Here is an 18,025-nt window from a genome sequence, read left to right as displayed (position 1 = left end):
CCCACGTATACGAAAAATTGATATTAAACTAGCACGACCAAAGGCAACTTTACACCGTCTGTCATCCTGCCTAGTGCGAATATGTCGAATTAGCTGTAAGACGAGGCCCTCAAACACGTCGTCCGCGACTGTAGTCCTCTTCCTACAAATCCGCCTCAGGCATCCACCAGGGCCATCGCTTCTTCCACGTCCACCGCCACCAGTCGCGAACAGCCTGGCTCGTGCATCGTCACCCCCATCAGTTGATCCGCCATTTCCATAGCGATCTTGTTGTGGGTGATGTAGATGAACTGCACGGTCTGCGACATTTCCTTCACCAGTCGGGCGTAGCGTCCTACGTTAGCGTCATCCAGTGGAGCGTCAACCTCATCGAGCATGCAGAACGGCGCCGGATTCAACTTGAAGATCGCAAAAACCAGGGCCAGTGCAGTCAGGGCTTTTTCACCGCCGGAGAGCAAATGGATGGTGCTGTTTTTCTTCCCGGGCGGCTGCGCCATGATTGTCACCCCTGTATCGAGTAGATCTTCGCCCGTCAGTTCCAAATAGGCGCGTCCTCCACCGAAAACTTTTGGGAAAAGAGCCTGTAATCCGCCGTTGATCTGATCAAAGGTATCTTTGAAGCGGTTACGGGTTTCCTTGTCGATCTTGCGAATGACGTTTTCGAGGGTGTCCAGCGCTTCCACCAGATCGTCGTTCTGCGCATCCAGGTAACGCTTGCGCTCGGATTGTTGCGTGTACTCGTCGATGGCCGCGAGGTTGATCGCGCCCAGGCGTTGAATGCGTGCGGCAATGCGCTCCAGCTCTTCCTCGGCGTCCTTCTCGTTGGCTTCGGCGGTCAGGGTTGCGAGCACGCCGTGCAGGTCGTAGCCGTCTTCGAGCAGTTGATCCTGCAAGGCGGTGCGGCGCACGGTCAGGGCCTGCCATTCCATGCGCTGGGTTTCCAGCTGGCTACGAATCAGCTGCGACTGTTGCTCGGCCTGGTTGCGGCGCTTTTCCGCGTCGCGTAATTCGCGGTCGGCATCTTCCAGGGCGATCTGTGCGGTCTTCAGCTCTTCGTCGACACTCATGCGCTTGTCGAGCAACTCTTCGAGCTTGAGGCGCAACTCTTCCAGTGGCGCCTCGCCCTCCTCCAGGTTCAGGCTCAGTTGCTCGCGCTTTTCGGTCAGGCGCTCGGACTGCATTTCCAGGCGCTCCAGGGCCTGGCGCGTGGAGTCGTGCTGCGCCTTCAGCGAGCCCAGGCGCACGGCCAGTTGATGGGCGTGATCCTTGTGCTGGCGGGCTTCCTGACGCACTCGATCGAGGCGCTCGCGCAGGCTGTCCCGTTGCGCCAGCAGCAGCTCGCGCTGCTCGGTATCGACGGCCATGCTGTCGAGGGCTTCCTGCAATTGCAGGCGCGCCTCGCCGATATTTTCGTGTTCCAGGGCGCGCTGCTCGGCCAGCTCGGTGAGCTCTTCGTCGAGCCGGGTGCGGCGCAATGACAGCTGCTCGGCCTTGGCTTTGCCAGCGGACAACTGGGCTTTTAATTCGCCTTGCTGGCGCGCTTCGTCCTGCAGCAGGCGCCGCAAATGTTCGCGGCCGTTTTCCTGCTGACGTTGTTGCGCGCGCAGATTTTGCAGCTGCGTCTCCAGGGCCTCGACCGTGGCTTCGCGCTCCTCGCGCTCAAGGCCTAGGCTGTGGATTTCCTGGCCCCGCGCGAGCACGCCGCTTTCGGCTTCGCTGGCCCGACGCACCCGCAGGAAATGCCGGCCGACCCAATAACCGTCACGACTGATCAGGCTTTCGCCGGCGCTGAGCTGACCGCGCAGCGCCAGGGCCTGCTCGAGACTGTCGACCGGTTTGACCTGCCCCAGCCATGGCGCCAGGTCAATCTGTGCCTCGACCTTGTCGAGCAAACTGCCGGGCACTCGCACGCCATCGCCGGCCGGGCTCAGCAGGCGCAGATCGCCCTGGGCGAAGCCAGCCAGGTCGTAGTCACTGAAATCGTCGACCAGCACCGCTTGCAGGTCGGCACCCAGTACGGTTTCCACCGCGAGTTCCCAGCCGGCTTGCACCTTGAGGCCTTCGGCCAGGCGCGGACGGTCGGCCAGGTGCTGGTCACGCAACCACTCGGCTGTGCCGGTGCCCGGATCCAGCGCGGCTTGCTGCAAGGCTTCCAGGGACGCCAAGCGACCGTTCAGGCGCTGCAGATCACCTTGGGCCTGCTGCTGCGCCGCCAGCGCCTGCTGCAACTCCTGGCGCAACTGCTCCAGGCGCTCGACTTGGGCTTCTTCGCTGGCCTGCAAGTCTTCCAGGGTCGCTTCGCTGGCCGCCAGCTGTTCGCTGAGCTCCATGATCGCCGCGTCTTCCGGGTCAGCCGAGAGCAAGGCGCGCTCTTCGCCCAGGCGCTTTTGCCGATCGGCCAGGCGTTCCATGCTGGTTTCCAGCTGCTGGATGCGCGACTGCTGGACTTCGGCCTGGCGCCTGGGCTCGGCGGCGGTCAGGTTGAACGTGTCCCACTGCTCCTGCCAGCCATGCATAGTGGTTTCGGATTCTTCCAGGGCCGCGGCGGCTTCTTCGGCGGCAGCGCTGGTGACTTCCTGTTCCGGCGTGAGCATGTCCAGCTCTTCGCCGAGGGTCAGCAGGAGCGTGCGGTCGTGGCCCAGGTGCGATTCGGTTTCCAGGCGCGCCCGTTCGGCTTCCTTCAAGTCGTCCTGCAACTGGCGCAGGCGCTGCTGGCCGTGCTGGATGCTCTGCTCGACCCGAGCAATGTCGCCACCCACCGAATAGAAGCGGCCCTGCACCAGGTTGAAGCGTTCGGACAGGTCGTGGTGCCCGTCGCGCAAGCGTTCGATGCTCGCATCGGCATTGCGCTGCTCAGCGACCAGCGCCTCGAAGGTGATTTCCTGGGTGCCGATAATGGCTTCGCGCTGCCCGACCTGGTCATTCAGCGCCTGCCAGCGCAATGCCGACAGCTGCGCCTTGAGCTGGCGCTCTTCGCCCTTGAGCTCCTGATATTTTTTCGCCGACTCGGCCTGGCGGTGCAGGCGCTCAAGCTGACGGGTGAGCTCTTCGCGCAGGTCGGTCAGGCGCTCGAGGTTTTCGTGGGTGCGACGGATACGGTTTTCAGTCTCGCGCCGACGCTCCTTGTACTTGGAGATGCCCGCCGCTTCTTCGATGAAGTTGCGCAGGTCTTCAGGCTTGGACTCGATCAGCTTGGAGATCATCCCCTGTTCGATGATCGAGTAGCTGCGCGGGCCCAGGCCAGTTCCGAGGAAGATGTCGGTGATGTCGCGACGACGGCACTTGGTGCCGTTGAGGTAATAGGTGGTCTGGCTGTCGCGGGTCACTTTGCGGCGAATGGAAATTTCCGCATAGGCGGCGTATTCGCCGAGCAAGGTGCCGTCGGAGTTGTCGAACACCAGCTCGATGCTGGCTTGGCTGACCGGTTTGCGGCTGGTGGAGCCATTGAAGATGACGTCGGTCATCGACTCGCCGCGCAGGTTTTTCGCCGAGCTCTCGCCCATCACCCAGCGTACGGCGTCGATGATGTTCGACTTGCCGCAACCGTTGGGCCCGACCACGGCCGCCATGTTGCTGGGGAAGTTGACGGTGGTCGGGTCGACGAAGGATTTAAATCCCGCCAGCTTGATGCACTTGAGCCGCACGCTTAAGCGTCCGTCAGGGCGGAAACCACCAGATCGCTGCTGCGCTGGGCGTAGGCCGTCAGCACTTCACGGATCTGCGGGAAGTCCCGGGCCAATACGGCGGCGAGCAGGCGCTCGAACAGTTCGAGGAACTCGCTCATCGATGCCTTGCGCAGGTCCAGGGCGAGGAAGTAGGCGCGGCTCATGGCCGGCTGCAGATTCTCGACGGTTTCCTGCAGATACGGGTTGTCGGCGAATGGATAAGCCGCGCGCATCACGTTGAAGCTGTCATCGACGAAGGTGCGGATGTCCTGGCGTTCGTAACTGTCGGTCAGGCGCTGCTGGATCTGCACGAACGGCGCCATGTCCGCCTGGACCTGCCAGCCGGCCGCCACGGCATTGCCGAGCAGGATGTACAGCTCGCTCATCAGCGTGCACAGGCTCTGCACCTTGTGCACGGTCAATTCGGTGACGTGCGCGCCCCGTCGCGGCAGGATCGCGACCAGGTGCCGGCGTTCGAGGATCAGCAGGGCCTCACGGACCGAGCCGCGACTGACATTGAGGGCCAGCGTGACCTTCTGTTCCTGGATCCGCTCTCCGGGCTTCATTTCACCGCGAATGATGCGTTCGGCGAGGTGGTGAGCGATTTGCTCGGCGAGGCTGTCCGGCGCCTTGAACGTCATGATTGTCCTTCAAACTCTTTCGATCTGCACAGGCGGCGCAGTGTAGCGCACATGAGGGGTCATGGCGGAGTGCCCACGCGGCGGTTTTTGGCACGATTTACGCAAGACTCTAAAAAAAAAGCCGGAAAAAAAGCCAATAAAAAAACCTGCCCCCCGACAGGGTCAATACTGACTGGAACGCGCTGTTGATCGCCAAAATGTTATTTCCTGACCTTTAAGTCAGAAAATCATTGACCGAAAAGTCAGACCTGATAAATTCGGTGCAAAGCGGTTAACAACAATAATGAGTCTGCGAGGCCTTCCGTGATCCAGTTTTTACTAAACCAGGAACTCCGTAGTGAGCACGCCCTGGACCCGAACCTGACCGTGCTCAATTATCTGCGCGACCATGTGGGCAAACCCGGCACCAAAGAAGGCTGCGCCAGCGGTGACTGCGGCGCCTGCACCGTGGTGGTCGGCGAGTTGCAGACGGACGACGCGGGCCGCGAGCACATTCGTTATCGCAGCCTCAATTCGTGCCTGACGTTCGTCTCCTCATTGCATGGCAAACAGCTGATCAGCGTTGAAGACCTCAAGCACCAGGGCGAGCTGCACAGCGTGCAGAAAGCCATGGTCGAATGCCATGGCTCGCAGTGCGGCTTCTGTACCCCGGGCTTCGTGATGTCGCTGTTCGCCCTGCAGAAAAACAGCGATCAGCCCGACTCGCACAAGGCCCACGAAGCGCTGGCCGGCAACCTGTGCCGCTGCACGGGCTATCGGCCGATCCTGGAAGCGGCCGAGCAGTCCTGCTGCGGCAAGCAGGCGGACCAGTTCGATGCCCGTGAAGTCGAGACCATCGCCCGCCTGAAGGCCATCGCACCGACCGATATCGGCGAACTGAACAGCGGCGACAAACGCTGCCTGGTACCGCTGACCGTGGCCGACCTCGCCGACCTCTACGACGCCTACCCGCAAGCCCGCCTGCTGGCTGGCGGCACCGACCTGGCGCTGGAAGTCACGCAGTTCCACCGCACCTTGCCGGTGATGATCTACGTTGGCAACGTCGCCGAGATGAAACGCATCGAGCGCTTTGACGACCGCCTGGAAATCGGCGCCGCCACTGCCCTCTCCGACTGCTACGAAGCACTGAAAGCCGAGTACCCGGACTTTGGTGAGTTGCTGCAACGCTTCGCCTCCTTGCAGATCCGCAACCAGGGCACCCTGGGCGGCAACATCGGCAACGCCTCGCCAATCGGCGACTCGCCACCGCTGCTGATCGCATTGGGCGCGCAGATCGTTTTGTGCAAAGGCGAGACCCGGCGCACCCTGGCCCTGGAGGACTACTTCATCGATTACCGGGTCACCGCGCGCCAGGAAAGCGAGTTCATCGAAAAGATCATCGTGCCCCGCGCCAGCGCCGAACAGCTGTTCCGCGCCTACAAGGTTTCCAAACGCCTGGACGATGACATCTCCGCAGTCTGCGCCGCGTTCAACCTGCGCATTGAAAACGGCGTGATCGCCGATGCCCGCGTGGCCTTCGGTGGCATGGCGGCAATTCCCAAACGCGCAAACAACTGTGAAAGCGTATTGCTCGGCGCGCCGTTCAACCACGCCACCGTCGAACGCGCCTGCGCGGCCCTGGCGCAAGATTTCACCCCGCTCTCGGACTTCCGCGCCAGCAAGGAATACCGCCTGCTGAGCGCGCAGAACCTGCTGCGCAAATACTTCATCGAACTGCAAACACCGCACATCGAGACTCGGGTGACCGCTTATGTCTAATCATCACGCTGTAGAGAAGACCCAAGCCGAACTGGCTGAACTGTTCGCCAAGGACCTGACCACCGGTGTCGGCCGCAGCGTCAAGCACGAAAGCGCCGCCAAACATGTGTCCGGCGAAGCGCAGTACATCGACGACCGCCTGGAATTCCCCAACCAGCTGCACGTTTACGCACGGCTGTCGGATCGCGCTCACGCGAAAATCATCAGCATCGACACCAAGCCATGCTACGCGTTTGAAGGCGTGCGCATCGCCATCACCCACGAAGACGTGCCGGGCCTGAAGGACATCGGCCCCTTGATGCCGGGCGACCCACTGCTGGCCATCGATGATGTGCAATTTGTCGGTCAACCGGTGCTCGCCGTCGCGGCGAAAGACCTGGACACCGCGCGCAAAGCGGCGATGGCAGCGATCATCGAATATGAAGACCTGGAACCGGTGCTGGACGTGGTCGAGGCCCTGCGCAAGCGGCACTTTGTGCTCGATAGCCACACCCATCAGCGCGGCGATTCGGCCGGTGCATTGGCGACTGCCGAGCATCGCATCCAGGGCACGTTGCACATCGGCGGCCAGGAACACTTCTACCTGGAAACCCAGATTTCCTCGGTGATGCCGACCGAAGACGGCGGCATGATCGTGTACTGCTCCACGCAAAACCCCACCGAGGTGCAGAAGCTGGTGGCCGAAGTGCTGGACGTGTCGATGAACAAGATTGTGGTCGACATGCGTCGCATGGGCGGCGGTTTTGGTGGCAAGGAAACCCAGGCCGCAAGCCCGGCGTGCCTGTGCGCGGTCATCGCCCACCTCACCGGCCAGCCAACCAAGATGCGCCTGCCGCGGGTCGAAGACATGCTGATGACCGGCAAGCGCCACCCGTTCTATGTCGAATACGACGTGGGCTTCGACAGCACCGGTCGCCTGCATGGCATTGCCCTGGATCTGGCCGGCAACTGCGGCTGCTCGCCGGACCTGTCGGCGTCGATCGTCGACCGCGCGATGTTCCACTCCGACAACTCGTATTACCTGGGCGATGCGACCATCAACGGGCACCGCTGCAAGACCAACACCGCGTCCAACACTGCCTACCGGGGCTTTGGCGGACCACAAGGCATGGTCGCCATCGAGGAAGTGATGGACGCGATTGCCCGGCACCTGGGCCTCGACCCGCTGGCGGTGCGCAAGGCCAACTACTACGGCAAGACCGAGCGCAACGTCACCCACTATTACCAGACCGTCGAGCACAACATGCTCGAGGAAATGACCGCCGAACTCGAAGAAAGCAGCCAGTATGCCGAGCGCCGCGAAGCGATCCGGCGCTACAACGCCAACAGCCCGATCCTGAAAAAAGGCCTGGCGCTGACCCCGGTAAAATTCGGTATCTCGTTCACCGCCAGCTTCCTCAACCAGGCCGGTGCGCTGATCCACGTCTACACCGACGGCAGCATCCACCTGAACCATGGCGGCACCGAAATGGGCCAGGGCCTGAACACCAAGGTGGCGCAGGTGGTGGCCGAAGTGTTCCAGGTGGAAATGGACCGGGTGCAGATCACCGCGACCAACACCGACAAGGTGCCGAACACTTCGCCGACTGCGGCTTCCAGCGGTGCCGACCTGAACGGTAAAGCCGCGCAGAACGCTGCGGAGATCATCAAGAAACGCCTGGTGGAATTTGCTGCGCGCCAGTACAAGGTCAGCGAAGAGGACGTGGAATTCCACAACGGCCATGTGCGGGTTCGCGATCACATCCTGACGTTTGAAGCATTGATCCAGCAGGCCTACTTTGCCCAGGTTTCGCTGTCGAGCACCGGGTTCTACAAGACCCCGAAAATCTTTTACGACCGCAGCCAGGCGCGGGGGCGGCCGTTCTACTACTTCGCCTTCGGTGCCGCCTGCTGCGAGGTGATCATCGACACCCTGACCGGCGAGTACAAGATGCTGCGCACCGACATCCTGCACGACGTCGGCGCCTCGCTGAACCCGGCTATCGACATCGGCCAGGTCGAGGGCGGTTTCATCCAGGGCATGGGCTGGCTGACCATGGAAGAGCTGGTGTGGAACAACAAGGGCAAGCTGATGACCAACGGCCCGGCCAGCTACAAGATCCCGGCGGTGGCGGACATGCCGCTGGACCTGCGGGTGAAGCTGGTGGAAAACCGCAAGAACCCGGAAGACACGGTGTTCCATTCCAAGGCGGTCGGCGAGCCGCCGTTCATGCTGGGTATCGCGGCCTGGTGCGCGATCAAGGATGCGGTGGCAAGCCTGGGCGACTACAAGCATCAACCGAAGATCGACGCACCGGCGACACCGGAGCGGGTGCTTTGGGGGTGTGAGCAGATGCGGCAGTTGACGGTGGCGAAAGCGGTTGAGGCTGAGGCTGAGTTGGCTTCGCTTTAAGACCGCGGCGCGGCCTTCGCGAGCAAGCCCGCTCCCACAGGGGGAATGCATTCCAAATGTGGGAGCGGGCTTGCTCGCGAAGAGGCCGGCACAAACAACACAGATGTTGAGGTGAATATGTACAACTGGATCGACGCCCTCGCCGACCTGCAACACCAGGGAGAACCCTGCGTGCTGGTCACCATCATCGAAGAACTCGGCTCGACTCCGCGTAACGCCGGCTCGAAAATGGTCATCAGCGTCAACCAGTCCTTCGACACCATCGGTGGCGGGCACCTGGAATACAAGGCCATGCAGATCGCCCGCGAGATGCTCGCCAGCGGCAGGCAGGACACCCACCTTGAACGCTTCAGCCTTGGCGCCAGCCTCGGCCAATGCTGCGGCGGAGTGACCGTTTTGCTGTTCGAACCGATGGGCCAGGTGCAGGCGCAAATCGCCGTATTCGGTGCCGGGCATGTCGGCCGGGCACTCGTGCCGCTGCTCGCCAGCCTGCCGTGCCGGGTGCGCTGGATCGACTCGCGGGAAGCAGAATTTCCCGAGCAGATCCCCCACGGCGTGCGCAAAATCATCAGCGAGGAGCCTGTGGATGAAATCGATAACCTGCCTGCGGGCAGCTACTGCATCGTCATGACCCACAACCACCAGCTCGACCTCGAACTCACCGCCGCACTGCTCAAGCGCAACGACTTCACTTACTTCGGCCTGATCGGCTCGAAAACCAAACGAGTGAAGTTCGAACACCGCCTGCGCGACCGCGGATTTGATAGCGCCGTGCTGCAACGCATGCGCTGCCCGATGGGCATTGGCGAAGTCAAAGGCAAGTTGCCTGTAGAAATCGCCATCTCCATCGCCGGCGAAATCATCGCCACCTATAACGCCAGTTTCGGCCAGCAGACTGCCAGCGCCGGATCATCGATTGCCAAACTGCTGCCGGCTTCACGTCGCAGCCAAGCCACCCGTTGAGAAATACCATGCCTCTGACTCGCAAAGCTTACCGCGCCGCCATTCTGCACAGCATCGCCGACCCCGCCGAAGTGGGTATCGAGGCGTCTTATGAGTATTTCGAAGACGGCCTGCTGGTGGTGGATAACGGCCAGATCAGCGCGCTCGGCCACGCCAGCGACCTGCTGCCGACCCTGCCGGCAGACATCGAGATCAACCATTATCAGGACGCCCTGATCACCCCGGGCTTCATCGACACGCATATCCACTTGCCGCAAACCGGCATGGTCGGCGCCTACGGCGAGCAGTTGCTGGACTGGCTCAACACCTACACCTTCCCTTGCGAAAGCCAGTTCGCCGACAAAGCTCACGCCGATGAAGTGGCGGGCATTTTCATCAAGGAATTGCTGCGCAACGGCACCACCACCGCCCTGGTATTCGGCAGCGTGCATCCGCAATCGGTGAATTCGTTCTTTGAAGCCGCCGAACAGCTGGACCTGCGCATGATCGCCGGCAAGGTGATGATGGACCGCAACGCCCCGGACTACCTGACCGACACTGCCGAATCCAGCTACGTGGAAAGCAAGGCGCTGATCGAACGCTGGCACGGCAAGGGTCGCCTGCACTACGCCGTGACCCCGCGCTTCGCCCCGACCAGCACCCCGGAACAACTGACCCTGGCAGGCCAGTTGCTCGGCGAGTACCCCGACCTGTACATGCAGACCCACATCAGCGAAAACCTCAAGGAAATCGAGTGGGTCAAGGAGCTGTTCCCGGAGCGCAAGGGCTACCTCGACGTCTACGATCACTACCAGCTGCTGGGCGAGCGCTCGGTGTTCGCCCACGGCGTGCACCTGTGCGACGACGAGTGTGCACGGCTGGCGGAAACCGGCTCAGCCATCGCCTTCTGCCCGACTTCGAACTTCTTCCTCGGCAGCGGCCTGTTCAACCTGCCAATGGCCGAGAAGCACAAGCTGAATGTCGGCCTGGGCACGGACGTTGGCGGCGGCACCAGCTTCTCGCTGTTGCAGACGCTGAACGAAGCTTACAAGGTCATGCAGCTGCAAGGTGCGCGGCTGAGCCCCTTCAAGTCGCTGTACCTGGCAACGTTGGGCGGCGCCCGGGCGCTGCGCCTGGAAGACAAGATCGGCACACTGAAACCGGGCACCGATGCCGACTTCCTGGTGCTGGACTACAACGCCACGCCGCTGCTGAGCTATCGCTTGAAGCAGGCCAATAACATTGCCGAGACGTTATTTGTGCTGATGACGCTGGGGGATGACCGGACGGTGTTGCAGACCTATGCGGCGGGGAATCAGGTGCACCAGCGCTAATTCTTCCATGCATAAAAAATCCCCCGGCGCAGTTCAGCCCCGGGGGATTTTTATTGCCTGAACAATAGTCATCGCGAGCAGGCTCACTCCTACATTTGAAATGCATTTCCCTGTAGGAGTGAGCCTGCTCGCGATGGCCGCAACTCGATCTGACTTAAAGCTTGGCGCTCGGCCGCCCAGGCTTCTTGGTCTGCAACAAATGCGAGAACACCGCATGCAGATCATCCGACGCACTTTCCTCGTCGAGATTGAGTTTGCTGTCGATGTGATCCATGTGATGCATCATCAAGTCCACCGCCAGCTCACCATTGCGCGCCTCGATGGCGTCGATCAACTGGGTGTGCTCGTCATACGAGCAGTGGGAGCGATTGCCGCTTTCGTACTGGGCAATGATCAGTGAGGTTTGCGACACCAGGCTGCGCTGGAAGCTGATCAGCGGAGCATTCTTCGCCGCTTCGGCCAGCTTCAGGTGGAACTCGCCAGACAGGCGGATGCCGGCGCCGCGATCACCGCGGGAGAAGCTGTCACGCTCGTCGTTGACCATCTGGCGCAACTCGGCAATCTGCTCGGCCGTAGCGTGTTGCACGGCCAGTTCGGTGATCGCGCGCTCGACCAGGCGCCGTGCCAGGAACACCTGGCGAGCTTCCTCGACACTTGGGCTGGCGACCACGGCGCCACGATTCGGCCGCAGCAGCACCACCCCTTCATGGGCCAGGCGCGACAGCGCGCGGCGAATGATGGTACGACTGACCCCGAAAATTTCCCCCAGCGCTTCTTCGCTCAACTTGGTGCCGGGCGCCAGGCGCTGTTCGAGGATGGCCTCGAAGATATGCGCGTAGACAATATCGTCCTGGGTTCCGCTGCGACCGGCTTTGCCTGCTCGCGGTTGTTTCTTTAGGGGCTGCAACTGTTCGTTCATGGGCACTCGAGTCGGGAGAACTGCGGCGAATAGACCGTGACTGTAATACGGCACAGTGGGTCGCTGGCAAGTATCGCGTAAAAAACACGGCGATTGTACACAATGGATGGTGGCAACACGACTGTATGGCTGATTGTTGGCTCTGCTGTATTGCAACGAATGGTTACCTTTGAGTTTAGGCTTGATCGCAGAATCCGCAGATTTGCAGCTCTGCACAATTCCTGTGGGTGCAAATCCTGTGGGAGCAAGGCTTGCCCGCGATGGCGACCTCGCAAACGCCATCGCGGGCAAGCCTTGCTCCCACATTTGTTCCCATAGGGTTATGCATCACTGCAGACATCTTCATAGGTATAAGGAACACCCGTCATGAACGACGCCACCCATACGCAGCTTCGCCCCTTGGCCGATACCTCGCCTTCGGCCATCGTCGCTGGCTTTATCGCCATGATGACCGGCTACACCAGCTCCCTGGTGCTGATGTTCCAGGCCGGACAAGCCGCCGGCCTGAGCAGCGGGCAGATTTCGTCGTGGATCTGGGCGATCTCGATCGGCATGGCGGTGTGCTCCATCGGCCTGTCCCTGCGCTATCGCACGCCGATCACCATCGCCTGGTCGACTCCCGGCGCTGCATTGCTGATCACCAGCCTGGGCGGCGTGAGCTACGGCGAAGCCATTGGTGCCTACATCACCTGCGCGCTGCTGGTGACCATTTGTGGTTTGACCGGCAGTTTCGAACGCCTGGTGAAAAAAATCCCGGCATCCCTGGCGGCGGCATTGCTCGCGGGCATCCTGTTCAAGATCGGCAGTGAGATCTTCGTCGCCGCGCAGCATCGCACCGCGCTGGTGTTGGGCATGTTCTTCACTTACCTGGTGATCAAGCGCCTGTCGCCCCGCTACGCCGTGTTGGCCGCGCTGGTGATTGGCACGGTCCTGTCAGGGTTCATGGGGCTGCTGGATTTCAGCGCCTTCCACCTGGAAATCGCCACGCCAGTCTGGACCACCCCGCACTTCTCGCTGGCGGCGACCATCAGCATCGGCATCCCGCTGTTCGTGGTGGCGATGACTTCGCAGAACATGCCAGGCATTGCCGTGTTGCGCGCCGATGGTTACAACGTGCCGGCCTCGCCCCTGATCACCACCACCGGCATCGCTTCGTTGCTGCTCGCGCCCTTCGGTTCCCATGGCATCAACCTGGCGGCCATCAGCGCAGCCATCTGCACCGGGCCCCATGCCCATGAAGATCGCAACAAGCGTTATACGGCGGCGGTGTGGTGCGGGATTTTCTATGGCATCGCCGGGGTGTTCGGCGCCACGCTGGCGGCGTTGTTCGCGGCACTGCCCAAGGAGCTGGTGCTGTCGATTGCGGCGCTGGCGTTGTTCGGCTCGATCATCAATGGCTTGAGCATTGCCATGACCGAGGTCAAGGAGCGTGAAGCGGCGCTGATCACCTTTATGGTCACGGCGTCGGGGCTGACGCTGTTTTCCATCGGTTCGGCATTTTGGGGGATTGTGGCGGGGGTGTTGACGCTGGTGATCCTGAACTGGCGCAAGGCCTGAAACACAAAAAAAACGGCGACCCTTGGGTCGCCGTTTTTTCTACAACATCAAGCTACCGGATTGATCGGCTTTTCCGGGTACCAGACGTCGATCAGCGGGCTGACCGTCGCTTCGGTCAGTTCGCTGCGGCCTTTGAGCCAGGCTTCAACAGCTGCACGTTGCTCTTCGGACACCGAGCCACGCTTCTGCAGGCATACCAGACCGAAGTCGTCGCCGCCAACATAGCCCAGGCCGTTGGCTTCCATGGCTTCTTTCAGGAACGCGTCGAGGAAAGCATCAATGGCTTCATCAGCCAAATCTTCTTTGAAATCCAGGTTCAGTTCGAAACCCAGCTCTTGAAATTCATCGACGCACAATTTTTTGCGCAGACGCTGGGAACGGTTAGTCGCCATTGGAACAATCCTCATAAGTAATAACGGGCGGCACTTTAGCAGTTTAAGCCGCCGATTGCCCGTCTCTGTGGGAAGTGCGACCTACCGCTGGTAAAAAATAGCGGATTAGCCGCCTCAGGCACGGCACAAGCGGATACACCTTGGGGCATAATGCCGACACTTTCATGACCACTGAGGGAATTTATCTTCATGCCCTCGCCTTTTTCCCCCTCGACTGCAGGGTTCTATTTCACATGATCAAATCTTTGCGTCCATTGTTGCTGGCCGGTCTCCTTCTCCCACTGGCCTTTCCTGTTAACGCCGCACCCATCAACACCGGCCTGACCCCCAACGTCGAAAAAGCCCTGAAGGCCAGCAAACTGCCTGGCAGCGCCCTGTCCCTGGTGCTGATCCCTCTCAATGGCCCGGGCACGCCGACCATCTACAACGCCGACGTGTCGGTCAACCCGGCCTCGACCATGAAACTGGTGACCACCTATGCGGCGCTGGAAATGCTCGGCCCGAATCACCAGTGGAAAACCGAGTTCTACACCGATGGCACCCTGAGCGGCGGCATCCTCAACGGCAACCTCTACCTCAAGGGTGGCGGTGACCCGAAGCTGAACATGGAAAAACTCTGGCTGTTGATGCGTGACCTGCGCGCCAATGGCGTTACGCAAATTACCGGCAACCTGGTGCTGGACCGCAACTTCTTCACCCAGCCGCAGCTGCCCGAATTCAACGACGACGGCAATGACGAGAACAAGCCATTCCTGGTCAAGCCCGACTCGTTGCTGGTCAACCTCAAGGCGCTGCGCTTTGTCGCGCGCAACGATAACGGCCGGGTGCTGGTGTCGGTCGAGCCGCCAATCGCGTCGATTCGCATCGAAAACCAGGTCAAGGCGATCAATTCCAAACAATGCACCGGTGGCGTGCGCTACAACCCGGTGCCCCAGGCCGATGGCAGCGTCACCGTGACGGTGGGCGGCCAGCTGGGCGAAGGCTGCAGCTCGCAGACCTATCTGTCGCTGCTTGACCACGCGACCTACACCGCAGGCGCCGTCCGCGCGATCTGGAAGGAACTGGGCGGCAGTATCCAGGGCAAGGACCTGCTGGCCCCGACGCCAAGCGGCGCCAAGTTGCTGGCCCGGGCCTACTCGCCGGACCTGGCGGAAATCATCCGCGACATCAACAAGTACAGTAACAACACCATGGCCCAGCAGCTGTTCCTGAGCCTCGGCCAGCGCTATCGCACCGACGCCGACGGCGATGACGCCAAGGCGGCCCAGCGCGTGGTGCGCCAATGGCTGGCGAAAAAAGGCATTACCGCGCCGCACCTGATCATGGAGAACGGCTCCGGCCTGTCCCGCGCCGAGCGCGTGAGTGCCCGTGAAATGGCGGCGATGCTCCAGGCCGCATGGCGCAGCCCGTACGCCGCCGAGTTCATCAGCTCCATGCCGATTGCCGGCACCGACGGCACCATGCGCAAACGCTTGAAGACCACGGCGATGCGCGGTGAAGCTCACGTCAAGACCGGCACCTTGAACACCGTACGGGCGATTTCCGGCTTCAGCCGCGACGTCAATGGTAATACCTGGGCGGTAGTGGCGATCCTCAACGACAAGGCACCGTTCGGTGCATCGTCGGTGCTGGACCAGGTGCTGCTGGACCTGTATCGCCAGCCGAAATTGCCTGAGACTGCTTCGGTTTTGTAATCCACAGCAGATCCAATGGGCACTGACATCAATGGTGAATGACACTCCACCTGTGGGAGCGGGCTTGCTCGCGAAGGCGGGGTGTCAGTCCACATCGATGTTGAATGTCAGTCAGCATTCGCGAGCAAGCCCGCTCCCACAGGGTGCGCAGACCTCCTTCAGGTCATTTCCGCCTCGACCCGATCCCGTCCCGCCTGTTTCGCCGCATACACCCCCGAATCTGCCCGCAACAACAGTGCATCCGCCCCTTCACCGGGGCGCCAGCTGGCAATCCCGAAACTTGCGGTGACTATCCCCACGCCGTCGATCGGCGCGCTGCGCAGCGCCTGCCACAGTTGCAGCGCCAGCACATGGGCGTGTTCGCCGCTGATGTCCGGGCACAGCACCATGAACTCTTCGCCGCCCAGGCGGCAGAACACATCCGTGCGTCGCAGCCGATGGCCGATGCGCTCGCACACCGCCTGCAGCACCCGGTCGCCCACAGCGTGACCATGCTGGTCATTGATGCGCTTGAAGTGGTCGACATCGAGCATGATCACCGACAACTCGCCGCCACCGCGCTCGACCCGAGCCATTTCGGTAGTCAGGCGTTCCTGGAAATAGCGGCGGTTGTGGATCCCCGTCAGCGAGTCGGTGACTGACAACGCGCGCAGCTCCTCTTCCACGCGCTTGAGGTCGGAGATATCGGAGATGTAACCGTGCCACAGCACCCCGCCACCCGGCAGCTCCTCGGGAGTCGCCTCGCCGCGCACCCAACGCAACCCGCGAATTGGCAGCTGCACGCGGTATTCCTCGCGCCATGGGCTGAGGGTGTCCGCCGAAGCCCGGATCGAGGCGCGCACCCGCGTGGTGTCCTGTGGATGAATGCGCGTGAAGATCGCTTCGGCATTGAGCAGCAGCACGTCCGGTTCGAGTTCATAGATCTCGCGGATGCCGTCACTGGCGTAGATCACGCTGAAGCGCCCGTCGAATTCCATCTTGAACTGGTAGATGCCCCCAGGCACGTGGGCGCTGAGTTTCTTCAGTAGCAGATCACGCGCCGCCAGCGCCTCGTGGACGCGCTTGCGCTCGGTGATGTCGATGCAGATTGCCAGGTGGCCGACCCACAGCCCCTGCTCGTCGAGCACCGGCGTGGCGAGCATGTTCACCGTCAGATGACTGCCGTCGCTACGCACCAGCGTCCATTCCCGCGCTTCGTGGCCGCCCTCCTCGCCGCCCTCGACCAGCATCGCCTGGCAGGTGGGAATCGGCTTGCCATAACGCGCACTCAACTCTGCCGAGCGGGCCAGGAGTTCCCGGGGCAGGTGCAGGTTTTCCAGGGTCATGCAGCCCACCACCTCGGCGCTGGAGTAGCCCAGCATGTGCTCGGCGCCGGCATTGAAGGTGGTGATAACCCCGCGCAGGTCCGTGGCAATGATCGCCACTTGGGTCGCGGCATCCAGGACGCCACGCAACTGGCCATGCGTGCCGCGCAGTTCCTGCTCGCGGGCGCGCAGTTCCTGAGTGCGCTGCTCGACCATTTTCAGCGCTCGTTGCCGCTGGCTGACCAGCACGTACAGCAAGGCGCTGAGTAGCAGGCTGAGCATGCCGCCGAGCGCTACCAGGCTGGCTAGCGAAGAATGGTTGGCCTGGGTGAACGCCATGCTGGGCCGCATCTCGACCTGGTACTCGTGGTCGGCCAGGCGGATCAGCTGGGTCGATGACAGCTCGCTGGCGGCGGGCGTGTTGCCCGACTCGTAGAGCACTTCATGCTGATCGGCGGTCGACAGGTCGAGAATCCGCACCGAAAGAAAATCATGGGCCTCCTCCGGCAATCCATCCGCCAACAGCTGGCGCATGCTGATGACCGCCATGACATAACCCTCGGAGGCCCCACCGGGTTGTGAAGGGCTATCGACGGGCGCGACCAGCAGGATGCCGCGGGCATAGGTCGGTTCGATGCCCACCAGGTACAGCGGTTGCGACACTGCCATGCCGCCCAGTGCATCGGCCCTCTCGAGGGTCGCCCGGCGCTGAGGTTGGCCGAGCAGATCGAAGCCCAGTGGCGTCGGCAGCCGACTTTGGGTTTGCGTGTACAGCACCGGCGCGTACTGGTCGCGCTCGGCGGCGATTTGCAGGCGCCCTGCGGCATCCAGTTCGCGCACGCTGAATTCGCTCAGGCCCTCTGCATGGGCCGCCTGCTCAAGCGCCGCCCGTTCAGCGCGGGTTATCCGCGGAGCCCACGAATAGGCCTGGGTGCGGTGCAACAAAGGTTTGGCGTAGCCGTCGAATTCCGCGCGCGAGACCGCGTCGGAATTGGCAAAGAACCGGCGCAGCCCGTCCAGGCGCTGTTCCTGATCTTCGAAACGTTCTTCGATACGGCTGTAACGTTCACTGGCTAGCAGTTGGAAACGTTGCCGCAATTGATGGTGAAACAGATTTTGTGTCGACCAGGCGAGCAAGCCGGTGAGAATTCCGCCGACGAGTAATACCAGTAGCGCGACCAGCCAGGCCGAAACGTGTTCACTGATAAACCCCAGGATCTTAGGGCGCACGACGTGCAGCGACATATAGGCAGACTCGAAACGCCAAGTGCCGGGAAAACCCACTGGCCCTGGGTTGAGTTATAGCTATTAGCCACTAATTTGGCTAGCGCGGCTGATGGCCCTATCGCCGGCAAGCCGGCTCCTACAGGGGAACGCGTTGACAATATCGAGACACTACCCCGCCTGTAGGAGCCGGCTTGCCGGCG

General features: G+C 61.7%; 11 protein-coding genes. 6 read left to right on the top strand and 5 right to left on the bottom strand.

The genetic code is table 11. The annotated features are described in order from the left end of the window. Nucleotides 1-155: 155 nt before the first annotated feature. Both smc and ORL50_RS14710 read right to left on the bottom strand, forming a co-directional pair. Nucleotides 156-3,644, bottom strand: coding sequence for a chromosome segregation protein SMC (gene smc / locus ORL50_RS14715; RefSeq protein WP_266016123.1), 3,489 nt, complete (start codon nucleotides 3,642-3,644; stop codon nucleotides 156-158). A gap of 2 nt (nucleotides 3,645-3,646) precedes the next feature. Then, the gene (locus ORL50_RS14710; RefSeq protein ID WP_266016121.1) at nucleotides 3,647-4,306 is read right to left on the bottom strand and encodes a GntR family transcriptional regulator; all 660 of its coding nucleotides are present in this window, start codon (nucleotides 4,304-4,306) and stop codon (nucleotides 3,647-3,649) included. 303 nt (nucleotides 4,307-4,609) lie between these two features. Between ORL50_RS14710 and xdhA the strand changes: the two genes are divergently transcribed. The 4 genes from xdhA to guaD all read left to right on the top strand — a co-directional run bounded on the left by xdhA (nucleotide 4,610) and on the right by guaD (nucleotide 10,732). Then, nucleotides 4,610-6,064 carry a xanthine dehydrogenase small subunit gene (gene xdhA, locus ORL50_RS14705; protein ID WP_266016119.1) on the top strand — a complete coding sequence of 485 codons (1,455 nt, stop codon included), beginning with the start codon at nucleotides 4,610-4,612 and terminating at the stop codon, nucleotides 6,062-6,064. Then, a complete protein-coding gene (gene xdhB, locus ORL50_RS14700; RefSeq protein ID WP_266016117.1) occupies nucleotides 6,057-8,456 on the top strand; it encodes a xanthine dehydrogenase molybdopterin binding subunit in 2,400 nt (799 codons plus the stop codon). Before xdhA ends, xdhB begins: the two co-directional genes overlap by 8 nt. A 117-nt stretch (nucleotides 8,457-8,573) precedes the next feature. Further along, nucleotides 8,574-9,419 (top strand): xanthine dehydrogenase accessory protein XdhC, encoded by an 846-nt coding sequence (gene xdhC, locus ORL50_RS14695; RefSeq protein ID WP_266016114.1) that lies wholly within the window; start codon nucleotides 8,574-8,576, stop codon nucleotides 9,417-9,419. A gap of 8 nt (nucleotides 9,420-9,427) precedes the next feature. Then, nucleotides 9,428-10,732 carry a guanine deaminase gene (gene guaD / locus ORL50_RS14690; RefSeq protein WP_266016112.1) on the top strand — a complete coding sequence of 435 codons (1,305 nt, stop codon included), beginning with the start codon at nucleotides 9,428-9,430 and terminating at the stop codon, nucleotides 10,730-10,732. Between the two features lie 154 nt (nucleotides 10,733-10,886). On the opposite strand, the gene ORL50_RS14685 is transcribed toward guaD, so the two are convergent. Next, nucleotides 10,887-11,651, bottom strand: a complete 765-nt coding sequence (locus ORL50_RS14685; RefSeq protein ID WP_266016110.1) for a GntR family transcriptional regulator — start codon at nucleotides 11,649-11,651, stop codon at nucleotides 10,887-10,889. 366 nt (nucleotides 11,652-12,017) lie between these two features. On the opposite strand from ORL50_RS14685, the gene ORL50_RS14680 reads away from it, so the two are divergent. Next, nucleotides 12,018-13,208, top strand: coding sequence for a benzoate/H(+) symporter BenE family transporter (locus ORL50_RS14680; protein ID WP_266016108.1), 1,191 nt, complete (start codon nucleotides 12,018-12,020; stop codon nucleotides 13,206-13,208). A gap of 47 nt (nucleotides 13,209-13,255) precedes the next feature. Here the strand turns inward: ORL50_RS14680 and ORL50_RS14675 are convergent, their stop codons facing one another. Further along, nucleotides 13,256-13,600, bottom strand: a complete 345-nt coding sequence (locus ORL50_RS14675; RefSeq protein WP_007896965.1) for a YggL family protein — start codon at nucleotides 13,598-13,600, stop codon at nucleotides 13,256-13,258. Nucleotides 13,601-13,833: 233 nt separating this feature from the next. Between ORL50_RS14675 and dacB the strand changes: the two genes are divergently transcribed. After that, complete coding sequence (dacB, locus tag ORL50_RS14670; protein ID WP_266016093.1) at nucleotides 13,834-15,294, top strand: D-alanyl-D-alanine carboxypeptidase/D-alanyl-D-alanine endopeptidase; 1,461 nt, start codon at nucleotides 13,834-13,836, stop codon at nucleotides 15,292-15,294. Between the two features lie 158 nt (nucleotides 15,295-15,452). Here the strand turns inward: dacB and ORL50_RS14665 are convergent, their stop codons facing one another. After that, nucleotides 15,453-17,843, bottom strand: coding sequence for a sensor domain-containing diguanylate cyclase (locus ORL50_RS14665; RefSeq protein ID WP_266016091.1), 2,391 nt, complete (start codon nucleotides 17,841-17,843; stop codon nucleotides 15,453-15,455). Nucleotides 17,844-18,025 lie beyond the last annotated feature (182 nt).

Origin of the sequence: Pseudomonas sp. RIT-562 (genome assembly GCF_026241895.1) — a bacterium.
GTDB classification, from domain to species: Bacteria; Pseudomonadota; Gammaproteobacteria; order Pseudomonadales; family Pseudomonadaceae; genus Aquipseudomonas; species Aquipseudomonas mandelii_F.
Note: the sequence above shows the minus strand (reverse complement) of the source record. Positions and strands in the feature narration are given on the sequence as shown.

Coding starts and splice junctions, on each gene's coding strand:
- dacB (WP_266016093.1), top strand. CDS start 13,834: ATGATCAAATCTTTGCGTCCATTGTTGCTGGCCGGTCTCCTTCTCCCA.
- ORL50_RS14665 (WP_266016091.1), bottom strand. CDS start 17,843: ATGTCGCTGCACGTCGTGCGCCCTAAGATCCTGGGGTTTATCAGTGAA.
- ORL50_RS14710 (WP_266016121.1), bottom strand. CDS start 4,306: ATGACGTTCAAGGCGCCGGACAGCCTCGCCGAGCAAATCGCTCACCAC.
- ORL50_RS14680 (WP_266016108.1), top strand. CDS start 12,018: ATGAACGACGCCACCCATACGCAGCTTCGCCCCTTGGCCGATACCTCG.
- guaD (WP_266016112.1), top strand. CDS start 9,428: ATGCCTCTGACTCGCAAAGCTTACCGCGCCGCCATTCTGCACAGCATC.
- xdhC (WP_266016114.1), top strand. CDS start 8,574: ATGTACAACTGGATCGACGCCCTCGCCGACCTGCAACACCAGGGAGAA.
- ORL50_RS14685 (WP_266016110.1), bottom strand. CDS start 11,651: ATGAACGAACAGTTGCAGCCCCTAAAGAAACAACCGCGAGCAGGCAAA.
- xdhB (WP_266016117.1), top strand. CDS start 6,057: ATGTCTAATCATCACGCTGTAGAGAAGACCCAAGCCGAACTGGCTGAA.
- ORL50_RS14675 (WP_007896965.1), bottom strand. CDS start 13,600: ATGGCGACTAACCGTTCCCAGCGTCTGCGCAAAAAATTGTGCGTCGAT.